General features: G+C 71.0%; 9 protein-coding genes. 3 read left to right on the top strand and 6 right to left on the bottom strand.

The features are described from left to right. Positions 1 to 8 precede the first annotated feature (8 nt). The 3 genes from FXO23_RS19880 to FXO23_RS19870 are packed head-to-tail and all read right to left on the bottom strand — an operon-like array spanning position 9 to position 2,508. Positions 9 to 1,229, bottom strand: a complete 1,221-nt coding sequence (locus tag FXO23_RS19880) for a sensor histidine kinase (protein WP_158886865.1) — start codon at positions 1,227 to 1,229, stop codon at positions 9 to 11. Beyond that, positions 1,226 to 1,915: a two-component system response regulator CseB gene (cseB, locus tag FXO23_RS19875; protein ID WP_158886864.1), complete on the bottom strand. Its 690-nt coding sequence runs from the start codon at positions 1,913 to 1,915 to the stop codon at positions 1,226 to 1,228. The genes FXO23_RS19880 and cseB overlap by 4 nt, the downstream gene beginning before the upstream one ends. After that, positions 1,912 to 2,508, bottom strand: coding sequence for a hypothetical protein (locus FXO23_RS19870; RefSeq protein ID WP_158886863.1), 597 nt, complete (start codon positions 2,506 to 2,508; stop codon positions 1,912 to 1,914). Before FXO23_RS19870 ends, cseB begins: the two co-directional genes overlap by 4 nt. A 182-nt stretch (positions 2,509 to 2,690) precedes the next feature. On the opposite strand from FXO23_RS19870, the gene FXO23_RS19865 reads away from it, so the two are divergent. Genes FXO23_RS19865 through FXO23_RS19855 form a run of 3 tightly spaced genes read left to right on the top strand, consistent with a single transcriptional unit; the run spans position 2,691 to position 5,846 of the window. Then, positions 2,691 to 3,452, top strand: a complete 762-nt coding sequence (locus FXO23_RS19865) for a polysaccharide deacetylase family protein (RefSeq protein ID WP_158886862.1) — start codon at positions 2,691 to 2,693, stop codon at positions 3,450 to 3,452. A 14-nt stretch (positions 3,453 to 3,466) separates the two neighbouring features. Continuing rightward, entirely contained in the window at positions 3,467 to 4,645 is a 1,179-nt protein-coding gene (locus FXO23_RS19860; protein ID WP_158886861.1) for an LCP family protein, read from the top strand. Then, the gene (locus tag FXO23_RS19855; protein ID WP_158886860.1) at positions 4,635 to 5,846 is read left to right on the top strand and encodes a DUF418 domain-containing protein; all 1,212 of its coding nucleotides are present in this window, start codon (positions 4,635 to 4,637) and stop codon (positions 5,844 to 5,846) included. The genes FXO23_RS19860 and FXO23_RS19855 overlap by 11 nt, the downstream gene beginning before the upstream one ends. Here FXO23_RS19855 and FXO23_RS19850 read toward each other — a convergent pair. The 3 genes from FXO23_RS19850 to FXO23_RS19840 form a co-directional block, all read right to left on the bottom strand. Beyond that, positions 5,828 to 6,838, bottom strand: a complete 1,011-nt coding sequence (locus FXO23_RS19850) for a 1-aminocyclopropane-1-carboxylate deaminase (protein ID WP_158886859.1) — start codon at positions 6,836 to 6,838, stop codon at positions 5,828 to 5,830. The two genes, FXO23_RS19855 and FXO23_RS19850, sit on opposite strands and share 19 nt — an antisense overlap. 342 nt (positions 6,839 to 7,180) lie before the next feature. Then, a complete protein-coding gene (locus tag FXO23_RS19845) occupies positions 7,181 to 9,559 on the bottom strand; it encodes a chitinase C-terminal domain-containing protein (protein ID WP_158886858.1) in 2,379 nt (792 codons plus the stop codon). Between the two features lie 123 nt (positions 9,560 to 9,682). Beyond that, positions 9,683 to 12,460: an AAA family ATPase gene (locus FXO23_RS19840; RefSeq protein ID WP_158886857.1), complete on the bottom strand. Its 2,778-nt coding sequence runs from the start codon at positions 12,458 to 12,460 to the stop codon at positions 9,683 to 9,685. Positions 12,461 to 12,524: the final 64 nt, after the last annotated feature.

Raw genomic sequence — 12,524 nt, 5'->3', positions numbered from 1 at the left:
GGCAGGGGTCACTCCCGGGGCAGGTGCACGGTGACCACGGCGCCGCCGGAATCGGCGTTGGCGAAGTCGATGGTCGCGCCGAGCACCCGAGCCTGGGCCACCGCGATGGTCAGGCCCAGGCCGTGGCCGCCGCCGCGGTCGCTGCTGCCGGTGCGGAACCGGCTCGGTCCCTCGCGCAGGATCTCTTCGGGGAAACCCGGTCCGTGATCGGACACCCGGATCCGCGGCCCGTCGACCTCGACGGTCACCGGTGGGGCGCCGTGGCGGCGGGCGTTCAGCAGGAGGTTGGCCAGGACCCGGTCCAACCGGCGCGGATCGGTGTGCACCACGGTGTCCGCGGTGACCACGACGTCCACTTCGGACGAAACGGCGCCGGCCGCGCGGCGGACGAACTCGCCGAGTTCGACCTCGGACGGCTCGGCCTGTTCGGTGGCCGTGTCCAGGCGGGCCACCTCAAGGATGTCCTCGACCAGGGTGCGCAGCGCGCCGACCCGGTCGCGGACCAGCTCCGCCGGGCGGCCGGGCGGCAGCAGTTCGGCGGCGGTCACCAGGCCGGTGACCGGGGTGCGCAGTTCGTGCGCGATGTCGCCGGTGACCCGGCGCTCGGCCACCAGCCGGTCCTGCAGCGCGTCGGCCATCGCGTCGACCGCCTGCGCGAGATCGGCGGCCTCGTCCCGCGGGCGCTCGCCGATCGCGTCGCGCACCCGCGCCGGGTCCCCGGCGGCCACCCGGCTCGCCGCGGCGGCGGCCTTGCGCAGGCGGCGCGCGAGCCGGGCGCCGAGGAAGATGCCGAGCAGCGCCCCGCAGGCCACCACCACCGCCGAGCCGATGAACAGCACCCGGTCCAGGCTGGCCAGCGCCTGCCGCTGGTCTTCGTACGAACTGCGCAGCGACAGCACGTGTCCCTTGGTCTCCACCGCCGCCCAGATCTCGTGCGTCGGCCCGCTGTCGTCGAGATAGGTGGCCCGGTTGCCGCCCTTGACCGCCTCGGCCAGCGGGGGCGGCAGATCCGGATCGTCGAGGTGGCTGCCGAACAGCGCCTGCCCGCTCTCCCCGGGCGCGCTCATGATCACCTGGATCCGGTCGTCCTGCAGCCGGCGGGCCTGATCGAGCTGCGTGCTGGCGAACGCGCTGTGCACCACCAGGCTGAGCGCGACCGCCGCGGCCAGCGTGACGAGGGTGACCACCGCGCTGAACCGCCAGCGCAGCGTGGCCGGGAAGAGCTTCACGAACCGCCCTTGAGCTTGTAGCCGAATCCGCGCACGGTGTCGATGCGCTCGTGGCCGATCTTCGCCCGCAACCGCTGGACGTGCACGTCGACCACGCGGGTGTCCCCGCCCCACTGGTAGTCCCAGACCTTCGCGAGCAGGGTGTCGCGGCTGAGCACGGTGCCCGGCGACTCGGCGAACTGCAGCATCAACCGCATCTCGGTCGGCGTGAGCTCGACGACCTCACCGGCCCGCCGCACCACGAGTCCCTCCCGGTCGATCTCCACGTCGCCGAAGCGCAGCGGCGGCTCGGCCGGGGGCGGGGTGTCGGCCACGACCTGACCGGCCCGGCGCAGCACGGTCCGGATCCGGGCGACCAGCACCGCGCTGTCGAACGGTTTGGTGACGTAGTCGTCGGCCCCGGCCTCCAGGCCCAGCACGACGTCCACCGAATCGGCGCGGGCGGAGAGCATGATCACCGGGGTCAGGCTCTCCTCGCGGATCCGGCGGCACAGGCTCACCCCGTTCATCCCCGGCAGCATGACGTCCAGCAGCGCCACGTCGGGCCGCTCGGCCTGGAACGCCTCCAGCCCGGCCAGGCCGTCCGCGGCGACCGTGACCCGGAAGCCGACCCTTTCCAGGCTGAGCTGGGTCGCCTCCCGGATCACGTCGTCGTCCTCGACGAACAGCACATGCGTTTCGCTCATCGGGTACCGCTCCCCACCAGGGCGGTTCCGTTCCACTTGTAGGTGTCGACCTCGTCCCCGGTGGGGCAGCACGAGCGGTCCCCCGGCCGGTAGACCATCCGCAGCACGAGCAGGGCGGGCAGGTCGTAGGCCTGGACCGAACTTCCGCGTTCCTGCACGGCGAAGATCCGCTCCCATCGGTTGTTGTCGCGCCACTGGTAGACGAAACCGCCGAGGCGGCTCTCCAGATCGATGCTCGCCCCCGGTTTGCTCGTGCGCTCCGCGGCGACGCAACTCGTCACGTTGACCAGGGCCTCCGGCACGTCGTCCCCGGTCAGATCGCCGTACTGGATGTCGACGCCGTACCGGCCGTCGAAGCACGGGGTGAGCTGGTCCTTGATGTCCTGGTTCACCCCGGCGTCGTCGCGGAGCACCTTGACCGCGTCCATGCTGACCGCCGGGGTGCCACCCGAGGAGTTGGCCGACGTGGTCGGCGCCACGTCGGCGGCCCGGCCCTCGACCCGGACGCCGCCGGTGGCCGCGCAGGCGGTCGAGGTCAGCAGCACCAGCGCCGCGAATCCGGCGAATCGTGCTGCCGCGGCAAAGCGGAACATCGAAGTTTCGGCCTCCCTTTCTCCTCCATTGTGCACAGTGCCCGGAACGGCCGCCTCCCGCGCGTCGCGCTGTTACACAACCGACGGATACTCACCGGACCGCTGTTACAAGACCGGAGCGGACCGGTGAGAAAGCGTCCCTACCTTCGGATTCGTACCCACGAACGCAAGGTGAGGACGAAGTGACGAGACAGACTTTCCGGGCCGCGTGGAAGCGGTTCGCGCCGTTCCAGTACCTCGCGGCCGCCCTGGTCGCGCTGATCGTGGGCGGGCTGTTCCTGAGCCGCTCCCCCGCCCCGGCGCCGGTGCCGGTCGACGAGGTCGCCCGGGACACCGACAACGGCGGCGGCGCGGCCCCGCCCGCTCCGGAACCGGCGAAACTGGTGTCCAAGGTCCAGACCAACGACAAGGTGGTCTTCCTGACCATCGACGACGGGATGGTCCGCGACCCGGCGTTCACCGGGCTGCTGCGCGACCACGGCGTGCGCGCGCAGTTCTTCCTCACCAATTCCTACGTGACGAAGGACGCCGAATACTTCCGCGGGCTGCGGCGGGACACGAACTCCGCGATCGGCAACCACACGCTCGACCATCCCGATCTGCGGCACAAACCGATCGAATTCCAGCGCCAGCAGATCTGCGGCACCTCGGACAGTTTCGAGAAGGATTTCGGGAAACGGCCGGAACTGCTGCGCCCGCCCTACGGGCATTACGACGACAACACTTTGAAGGCGGCCGGTGAATGCGGGATCAAATACGTGGTCAACTGGACCGCCGAGGTGAACAAGGGGAAGATCGCCTTCCAGGGCAAGCAGAACCTCGTCCCGGGCGACATCGTGCTGATGCACTTCCGCAAGCAGTTCGGCGAAGATCTCGCCGCCTTCCTCGACCAGGCCAAACGGGACGGGCTGACGCCCGCACTGCTGGCCGACTACCTGAAATAAGGAAGCGGCGGGCCATGGCGCGACGGCGAGCTGTGCGGATATTCGTCAAATCGACGGCCCTGGTGATCTCGGCGGCCGCGCTCGTCGCCGCCGGCTGGGGCTGGGCGACCTACCGGCAGCTCACCACGCAGGTGGCGTCCGACGACGTGATCACGTCGATCCCGGGTTCCGGATCGAGCACGCCCGGCGGGGACGTCAACATCCTGCTGGTCGGCATGGACAGCCGCACCGACCCCCAGGGTCACCCGCTCCCCCGCGAGGTCCTCGACGCGCTGCAGGCCGGGGAGGCCGACGGCCACGAACTCGCGGACACCACCATCCTCATGCACATCCCGGCGGACAAGACCAAGAAGGCGTGGGCGGTGTCCTTCCCCCGGGACTCCTATGTGGACACCGCGGGTGGTTTCGGCAAGCACAAGCTCAACTCCGCCTACGCGCGGGCCAAGGCGGCCAAGGCGAACGAGCTGCGCGCCGCCGGGGTCACCGATCCGGCCCAGCTCGACAAGGAGTCGGCCACCGCGGGCCGGAAGAACCTGATCGCCACGGTCACCCAGCTCACCGGCGTGCACATCGACCACTACGCGGAGGTCAACCTGTACGGGTTCAGCGAGATCACCAAGGCCGTCGGCGGGGTGCCGGTGTGCCTGAACAACGCGGTGAACGACAGCTACTCGGGCGCGAACTTCCCCGCCGGGCCGCAGACGCTGACCGGGGTGGACGCGCTCAAGTTCGTGCGCCAGCGGCACGGCCTGCCGGGTGGCGACCTGGACCGGGTCCGGCGGCAGCAGGCGTTCATGGCCGGGCTCGCGAACCGGGTGCTGTCCGCGGGCACGCTGACCGATCCGGGCGCGGTGACGGATCTGATCAACGCGGTGACCAAATCGGTGCTGATCGACCAGGGCTGGAACCTGATCGACTTCGCCCAGCAGCTGCGCGGGCTCGCCGGGGGCAACGTGGAGTTCCACACCATCCCCACCGGCCGCACCAATCTGTCCACTTCGGACGGTTCGGCGGTGGAGGTCGACCCGGTGCGGGTCAAGCAGTTCATGCGGGACCTGACCGACGGGACCCCGGTGACCGGCGGCACCGGGGGCGGCGGCGCCCAGATCGCCTCCCGCGGTTCCGCGTCCAGCACCCCGGCCCCGCCGCCCGCCCCGCCGATCAGCGCGAACGGAGTCACGTGTGTCAACTGACGTTCTCCCCGGTGCGAACGAAGTAGCCGTCCACCGGATCCCGAAGGGCCGCCTGCTCGGCGTCGACGCGGTGCGGGCGCTCGCGATCCTGGCGATGCTCTACGAACACGTCTCCCCGACCGGCTGGCTGAATCCCGGATCGCACCGGGATTCCCCGGCGGTGCTGCACTGGCTGGACGAGCAGATCTCCTCCCGGTCGATGTCCCTGTTCATCCTCCTCGCCGGGATTTCGGTGGCGCTGATGACCGGCGGTCACTCGCCGCTCACCGGGCGGCCGTGGTCGATCGCGGTGCGGCGGGTCGCCGTCCGGGCCGCGGCCCTGTTCCTGATCGGGGCGACCCTGGACACCGTCACCGAGAACATGCGGACCGCGGGTTCGGTGCTGCAGTACTACGCGGTGCTGCTGCTCCTGCTGCTGCCGCTCACCCGCCTGCGCCCGCGGACGCTGTTCGCCGCGTCCGGGGTCGCGGTGCTCGCCGCGACGGTGTTCGCGTGGTGGGTCACCAACGACCACCTCGACTGGCGGACCATGGGCGCGCCGCGCGGTCTCGCCGTGCTGACCCATCCCGGCGAATGGGGCAACGCGGCGATGGACCTGCTGGTCGTCGGCGGCGGTTTCCAGACCGTGTACGGGATCCCGCTGGTCCTGGCCGGGCTCGCGATGGGGCGGCTGGATCTGCGGGACTACGCGGTGCGCGTGCGGATGCTGGTGAGCGGGCTCGCCCTCGCGCTCGGCACGTACGCCGGCTACCTGTGCGCGCGGTACGCGCTGGGCACCGGGGAAGCGCTGGCCGCCGCCGAACCGCCGAAGCTGCCGTGGCAGGCGCTGCTCGGCATGCCGACCGACACCATCTACGCGGTCAGCATTCCCGGGATCACCCTGGTGATCGGCCTGGCGCTGGCCCTGCTCGGCGGTTTCCTGCTGGTGCTGGACCACCCCGGCTGGCAGCGCACGCTGTGGCCGCTGGCCGCGCTGGGCGGGCTGTCGCTGACCTGGTACGTCGGCCACATCCTGGTCCTCGGGCTGATCGGCAGCGAGTCGTACGCCTTCGCCTTCTACCTGTGTTTCGCGGTGTTCGCGCTGGCGTCCTCGGTGGTGTGGCGGCACTGGCTGCGCCGCGGCCCGCTGGAATGGCTGGTGCACCGGGTGATCCTGCTGGCCGTGCCCCGCCGGGAACCGGTTCACGCGAAGAGCGAGTGATACCCGTTCAGCGCGGGCTGGCCGCCGAGGTGGGCGTAGAGCACCGTGGAATCCCGCCGAATCTCCCCGCGGGCAACCAGATCGACGAGTCCGGCCATCGACTTCCCCTCGTACACCGGATCGGTGATCATGCCCTCCCGTTCGGCGGCCAGCCGCATCGCGTCCACAGTGGACTCGTCCGGGATGCCGTAGGTACCGGCGTGGTAGCGCTCGTCGAGCACGATCTCGTCCTCGGTGAGGTCGCGGTCCAGTCCGATCAGGGCGGCGGTGTCCCGGGCGATCCGGGCGATCTGCGCGCGGGTCGCCGCCGGATCGGCCGAGGCGTCGATGCCGAGGATCCGCCGGGGCGGCCCGCCGAGGAGCGCGAATCCGGCGATCATGCCGGCCTGGGTGCTGCCGGTGACCGAGCAGACGACGATCGTGTCGAAGAAGACGCCGAGCCGGCGTTCCTGTTCGGCGACCTCGAAAGCCCAGTTCGCGAAGCCGAGCCCGCCGAGCCGGTGGTCGGACGCCCCGGCCGGGATGGCGTACGGCTTGCCACCGGCCGCCTCGATCTCGGCGACCGCGCGGGACCAGCTCCGTTTGAAGCCGATGCCGAAGTCCGCGTCGACCATCCGCACATCGGCGCCGGTCAACCGGGAAAGCAGGATGTTGCCGACCCGGTCGTACAGCGGATCCGGCCAGTCGACCCAGCTTTCCTGCAGCAGCACGCACTTCAGCCCGGCCCGGGCGGCGACGGCCGCCACCTGGCGGGTGTGGTTGGACTGAACGCCGCCGATCGACACCAGGGTGTCGCAGCCCTGCGCGAGCGCGTCGGCGACCAGGTATTCGAGTTTGCGGGTCTTGTTGCCGCCGAAGGCGATCGGCGAGTTGCAGTCCTCCCGCTTGGCCCAGAGCCGGGCCCCGCCGAGATGCGCGGTCAGCCGGTCGAGGGGATGCACGGGCGACGGGCCGAACAGCAGCGGGTAGCGCGCGAAGTCGTCCAAGCTCATATCTAACATGTTAGCTACCAGGTCAACCCGCCGCGGGCCGTATTTCGGGAATGCGTCCTTTTCGGACAGGAAGGGTCGGCTGAGTACTCCCGGTACTTCGCTACGCCGCACCGGCCGACGCAGGTGTTTTTGCCGCGAATTGCGACGAACAATTCACGCGTCGGCCCGGCACGGCGTAACGTAGAGGCCGGTCGGCTCCCCTCCCCCAGGGCCGACCGACAGCCCCCGGCGCCACCTCCCCCTTTGGGCGCCGGGGGCTCTCACGTGTAGAAGAGCGGCACCGGCCGCGGCAGATACCGCGACCGGTGCCGATGTGGCGCAAGCCACATATGTACCCCTCGGCTAGCAGGCGCCGAGGTCGCGCCAGACTCCCCACTCGCCGGTGCTGCCGGGCTCTTCGCCCTGCGTCCACCACTTGGCCTGCCACTTGTGGCCGTTGTGGCCGACCGTTTCGCCGCCGTTGTAGACCTTGGCGCTGTCCCAGGCCACGGCATCACAGGCCGGTGCGCTGGGGGTGGTCGTCGGCCCGGTGGTGGAGGTGGGTGGCTGGCTGCCACCCGATCCCCGCGGGTGATCGGTGGACAGCGCGTAGGACTTGCCGCCGAACGTCACCTTGAAGTTGCTCGGGGTGGCGATGGGCAGGTAGTACCGGATCTGGATCTCGACGCTGCCGCCGGCGGGAATGGACTGGTGACCGGGCAGCGTGACGGTGACGTGCTGGAAGTCGCCCTTGAGCCCGCCGCCGGCATTCGGGCCGGTGTGGCCCTTGCTGGTGACCGTCAGGCCGAATCCGGACTGGTCGGTCATGCTGCCCGGCGCGGTGGTTCCGTAGTCGAACTCGAACTTCGCGCCGCCCGGGATGGTCTGACCCGAGTTGTTGGTGATCTTCATCTTGGGGTTGATCGGGTAGTTGTTGTCCCCGAGCGCGAAACCGCCCAGGGTGACCGACACCTTGAGCACGTCGGCCGGCATCGCCGAGTTGGCCTTCGTGTTGCCGTACGGCTTGGCGCCGCGCAGGCCGTCGTTGAGCTTGGTGAGCAGGGTGTCACCCATGAAGTACTGGCCCTTGCCGCCGTTGGCGTTCGCGTCCCAGGTGTAGTCCCCGGCCAGTTCCCAGATCATCACGCCGCCGAGACCCTTGTCCGCGACGTACCTCGCCTTGGCCGCGAGCGACTCCTCGTCCTCGGTGGTGAGGTAGACCTTCTTCTGCTCGTTCCACAGCCACGGCGCGGTCAGCGTGGTGTTGTAGTTGCGGGCGTAGGTGCCGGTGATCTGGTTCTTCGGGTCCTTCGGGTCCAGGCCGTAGGCTTCCAGATAGTCCGGAGTGACACCTCGTTCCAGGTTTTTCGCGTGCCACATGGGGTTCACGCCCGAGGGCACCTCGTCGCCCGCGGCGGTGCTGTCGTGCCACAGGTTGTCGATCCCGACCGCGCCGTTACCGCAGGGCACCTTCGAGTTCACGTGCGAACCGGTGCCGGGCGGGCACTTCGTCTGGTCCGGCAGCGGCGCCTTGCCCCACAACCCGTTCGTGCCGCCGGACACGCCCTGCCAGCCCCGGGTGTAGAACGGCACCCCGAGGTTGATCCGGCCGGCCTGCATGGCGCCCCGGAAGTAGTGGTACGCCCAGTCGCCGTTGAGATAACCGATCCCCTCGTACTGCGGCGTCGTGTACATCTCCCAGAACGCCTGCTCGGCGTCCTTGCCGTCGTCGTACAGGGCGGCGTTCGGGCCGACGAACTGGTTCCACGCCCCGTGCAGGTCGTAGGTCATCATGTTGGCGTAGTCGAGGTACTCGGTCACCTGGTAGGTTTCCGAACCCCGCAGGATCCAGCCCGAGGCGGACACCGCCGCGGTCAGCAGGTAGTACTTGCCGTCCGCCGCGCTCGCCGCGTCCAGCTTCTCCCGCAGCGTCTTCATCAGCGCCACGTAACCCTTCATCAGGTTGCCGCGGTTCGGCTGCGCGATCCAGTAGTCGTCCGGGTTGCCCGCGTACGGCGCCGAGGTCGCGTACTCGTAGTCGATGTCCGCGCCGTTGAAGCCGTACTTGCGCAGGAACTCCACGACCGAGTCGGCGAACGTGTTGATGCTCGCCTGGCTCTGGGCCATCTTGTAGAACCCGCCCGAGGCGTTCCGGGTGCCGTCGGGATTGAGGAAGCCACCGGTTTCCGCCCAGCCGCCGATGGAGATCAGCGTCTTCACGTCCGGGTGCTGCTTCTTCAGCTTGGTCAGCTGGTTGAAGTGCCCCTTGTAGGGCACCGAGGGATCCATCTCCGCACCGGGCACGCCCGGCCATTCCATCCCGATCGAGGGGTTGTCCGGCCCGTCCGGGCCCACCGAGACCTTGTTCTGCGCGTCGATGTGCGCGAAGGCGTAGTTCAGGTGCGTGACCTTGTTCCACGGGATGTTGTGCGCCAGGTACGAAGGCGCGCCGTTCTTCCCGGTCCGCCAGCTGGTGAAGTACCCGATCACCCGGCGGGAATGGTCCGCACCCATCTTCTCCCGGCCGTCGGTGTCGTAGACCTGGCAGTACGGGACGGCCACACCCGCCGTCCCGTACAAGCCGTCCGGCCTGCAGTCCTCGTTGCCCGCCGCCAGCGAACGGGGCGGGTTGGTGGCGGCGAGCAGCAGCGCGGCCACCACGACGGTGACCACGGCGAGCGCCGCGGCGGCGATGGTGGCCGGTCTCCGGCCACCGGGTCGTTGCAGGATCAGCTGTCTCATGCAGGGCTCCCAACGTGCGACCGACCAGTTCCTCGGGGTGGAATGGTCTGGACCACAGCAGTTCACCTTCACGATGAACCATGGAAACCGGGCACACCTATACCCAACGGGCATCACCGGGTGCTATGGCCGCCGCGACGGATGCTGGCGCAGCAGCACCACCAGCTGTGATCGGGAGAGAACCCCGAGTTTCCGGTAGATCCGGGTGAGGCGGGCTTCGACGGTCTTCACGCTGACGAACAGCCGGGCCGCGGCCTCGCGGTTGCTCACGCCCTGGGCCACCAGGGCGGCGAGTTCCGCCTCGGCGTCGCTGAGCGCGCCCACCCGCGGTGCGGGCTGCGGGCGCGCGCCCAGCCGGTCCAGTTCCTCGTTCGCCAGCCGGGCCCACGGTTTCGCGCCGATCGCGGTGAATTCCGCGGCGGCCGCGCGCACCGCCTCGCGCGCCGCGGCTCCCCGGCGGCGGCTGCGCTCGAGCCGGCCCTGCGCCAGCAACGTCCGCCCGTGCTCCACGCGCAGGCCGAGTTCGGCGAACCGGCCGGCGGCCGCGGTGATCAGGGTTTCCGCGTGTTCGACGTCCCCGCGCGCGGCGCGCAGGACGCCGTCGGCCCGGTCCAGGGCGGCCAGGACGCCCTGGCGGTCGAGGATCCGGGCGACGCGGCGGGTCTGCTCGATCAGTTCCCCGGCCTCGCCGGGTTCGCCCGCCGCGACCAGCGCCTCGGCCAGTTCCCCGTGCCAGCGCAGCACCGACGGGTCGCCGATCTGCTGCTCGGCCTCCAGCCGCCGGACCCGGCTGAGCAGCCGGACCGCGTGCGCGGCCTCGCCGGTGACCAGTTTGAGGACCCCTCGGACGTACAGATTGCGGGACAGGAACACGAGATCGTGATCCTCCTCCGAGGCGCGGACGCCGAGTTCGGCGAGCGACTCCGCGCGGTCGAAGGCGCCGCCCGCCATCTCGGCGACGGCCCCGGCGTACCACGCGGGCCCCGGGGAGAGCCCGGCGTCGAAGCGCAGCCGGACCACCCGCCGCGCGTGCTCGAGGCAGGCCGCGCAGTGCCCGCCCCGCGCCTCCACCTCGACCAGGCTGCGCAGCACCTCCACCACGTCGTCGGCGCCGCCGGTGTTCTCCGCGGCGGGCAGCAGCGCGAGCAGTTCCTCGCGGGCGTGCCCGAGCCGGTCGTCGAACAACGCGTGCCGGGCGGCGAGGAAGCGCGCGAAGTTCAGCGAATCGACCTCGGCGTGCACCCCGGGCACGGCCATCGCGCGGGCCAGCGTCTGCTCGGCCACCGGATCGCCGAGCACGCGCTGCATGCGGGCCTGCATGGTCAACGCGATCGCGCGCACCCCGGCCTGGTTGCCCTGCTGCGCGAGCACGGCGGCCTTGTCCGCCTCGGCGGCGGCGCGCGCCGGATCGCCGTCGCACAGCTGGGCCTTGGTCGCGAGCCGCAGGTGCACCGCGGCGAGCAGCACGGGATCCGCGCCGGCCTCGGTGAGCGCGCGGGCGAGCACCTCGTCGGTGTCGGCGAGCGACTGGCCCGCGCTGTCCACCAGCGCGAGCCGGGCCCGCACGCGATCGGCGGGCGCGTCCGAGCGCAGGAAGATCAGCTCGGCGGCGCGGCCGGCGAGGTCGGCACGACCGGCGAGACCGGCGTCCTCGGCCGCCTCCACCAGGCACGCCAACGCCTTTTCCGCGTCGACCGGCGGCATCCGGTCGGCCGCGAGCAGGCCCAGTTCGGCGGCGAACGCGTGATCTCCCCGGCGGCGCGCGGATTTCGCGGCGACCGCGAGGCAGTCGGCGGTTTCCTGGCTCACCCCGGTGCTCGCGCACGCCTGGTGCCAGGCGGCCTCGATCGGATCCTCCACCGCGTGCGCGAGCAGCCGGTGCGCGGTCGTGCGTTCGGCGTGCGAGGACTCCTCGGCCAGCACGATCGCGGTCGCACCGGCGGTGAACCGCACCCGCTCCCGGTCGACCGTCACCAGCTGGGCCGCGGCGGCCCGGGCGAGGTCCTCCTCGACCCGGCCGGGCCGGACCCGGTTGAGCTGGCCGACCGTCGGGCGGCGGGAAAGGCTCGCGGTCAGCAATGTGTGCGCGGCCGATTCCGGGATCTCCGCGAGCCATTCGCGCACCACCGCGCGGGCCGCGGGCGGCAGCGGGACCGATTCCGGCGGCTGCCCGTCCAATCCGGTTCCGGCCAGGGAAAGGCCGAGTTCCAGGGCGACCGCGGGATTGCCACCGCTGATCGCGTGCAGCTGGCCGACCCGGCGGAACGGCAGCCCGAGCCGGCTCGTGAGCTGAGCGATCTCCTCCAGGTTCAGCGGTGGCACCCGCATCGGCACGGCCTGGCTGCTGATCGCCGCACCGGCGCGCGCGGTGATCCCCGCGCGCTCGGCGACCAGCAGGCGCAGGCGCCCGGACCGGGCCGTGCGGACGGCGCCGGCCAGCGCGTCCAGGCTTTCCGGATCAAGCCATTGCGCGTTGTCCACCGCCACCAGCACCGGCACGTCCCGGGCCAGCCGGTCGAGCAACCGGCCCAGCGCCAGGCGCACGGTCAACGGATCCGGACCGCCGGGCGGCACCGGGCCGCGCCGGAGGATCGCGGTGAGCGCTTCCCGCTGCGGACCGGGAATCGCTCGCAGTGCGGCGGTTTCCACGGTGTCCAGCAGTTCGGCGAGGCCGGCGTGCGGCAGCTTCTGGTCGCCGGGCTCCGGGCGCGACCAGAGCACGCGGGCCCCGTCGTCGGCGGCCGCGGTGGCGGCCAGGTGTGCCAGCAACGCGCTCTTGCCGATCCCGGCCGGGCCGAAGATCGTGGCCTGGCCATGACCGAGCAACGACGAGGAAATCCTCGCGAGCAAGCGGTTTCGTCCGACGAGATCGTTCCCGCGCACCGGCGAGCACGTGGTCATCGGCCCAGTGTGCCCGCCGGCGGCTTGTCCTCCAACGGACCACTTTGAGCAGTGGTGCGTAAAT

It is taken from the genome of Amycolatopsis anabasis, from assembly GCF_009765355.1.
GTDB classification, from domain to species: domain Bacteria; phylum Actinomycetota; class Actinomycetes; order Mycobacteriales; family Pseudonocardiaceae; genus Amycolatopsis; species Amycolatopsis anabasis.
Note: the sequence above shows the minus strand (reverse complement) of the source record. Positions and strands in the feature narration are given on the sequence as shown.

Excerpts from the sequence above, each read along its gene's own strand:
- cseB (WP_158886864.1), bottom strand. The coding sequence starts at position 1,915 with ATGAGCGAAACGCATGTGCTGTTCGTCGAGGACGACGACGTGATCCGG.
- FXO23_RS19870 (WP_158886863.1), bottom strand. The coding sequence starts at position 2,508 with ATGTTCCGCTTTGCCGCGGCAGCACGATTCGCCGGATTCGCGGCGCTG.
- FXO23_RS19860 (WP_158886861.1), top strand. The coding sequence starts at position 3,467 with ATGGCGCGACGGCGAGCTGTGCGGATATTCGTCAAATCGACGGCCCTG.
- FXO23_RS19850 (WP_158886859.1), bottom strand. The coding sequence starts at position 6,838 with ATGAGCTTGGACGACTTCGCGCGCTACCCGCTGCTGTTCGGCCCGTCG.
- FXO23_RS19845 (WP_158886858.1), bottom strand. The coding sequence starts at position 9,559 with ATGAGACAGCTGATCCTGCAACGACCCGGTGGCCGGAGACCGGCCACC.
- FXO23_RS19840 (WP_158886857.1), bottom strand. The coding sequence starts at position 12,460 with ATGACCACGTGCTCGCCGGTGCGCGGGAACGATCTCGTCGGACGAAAC.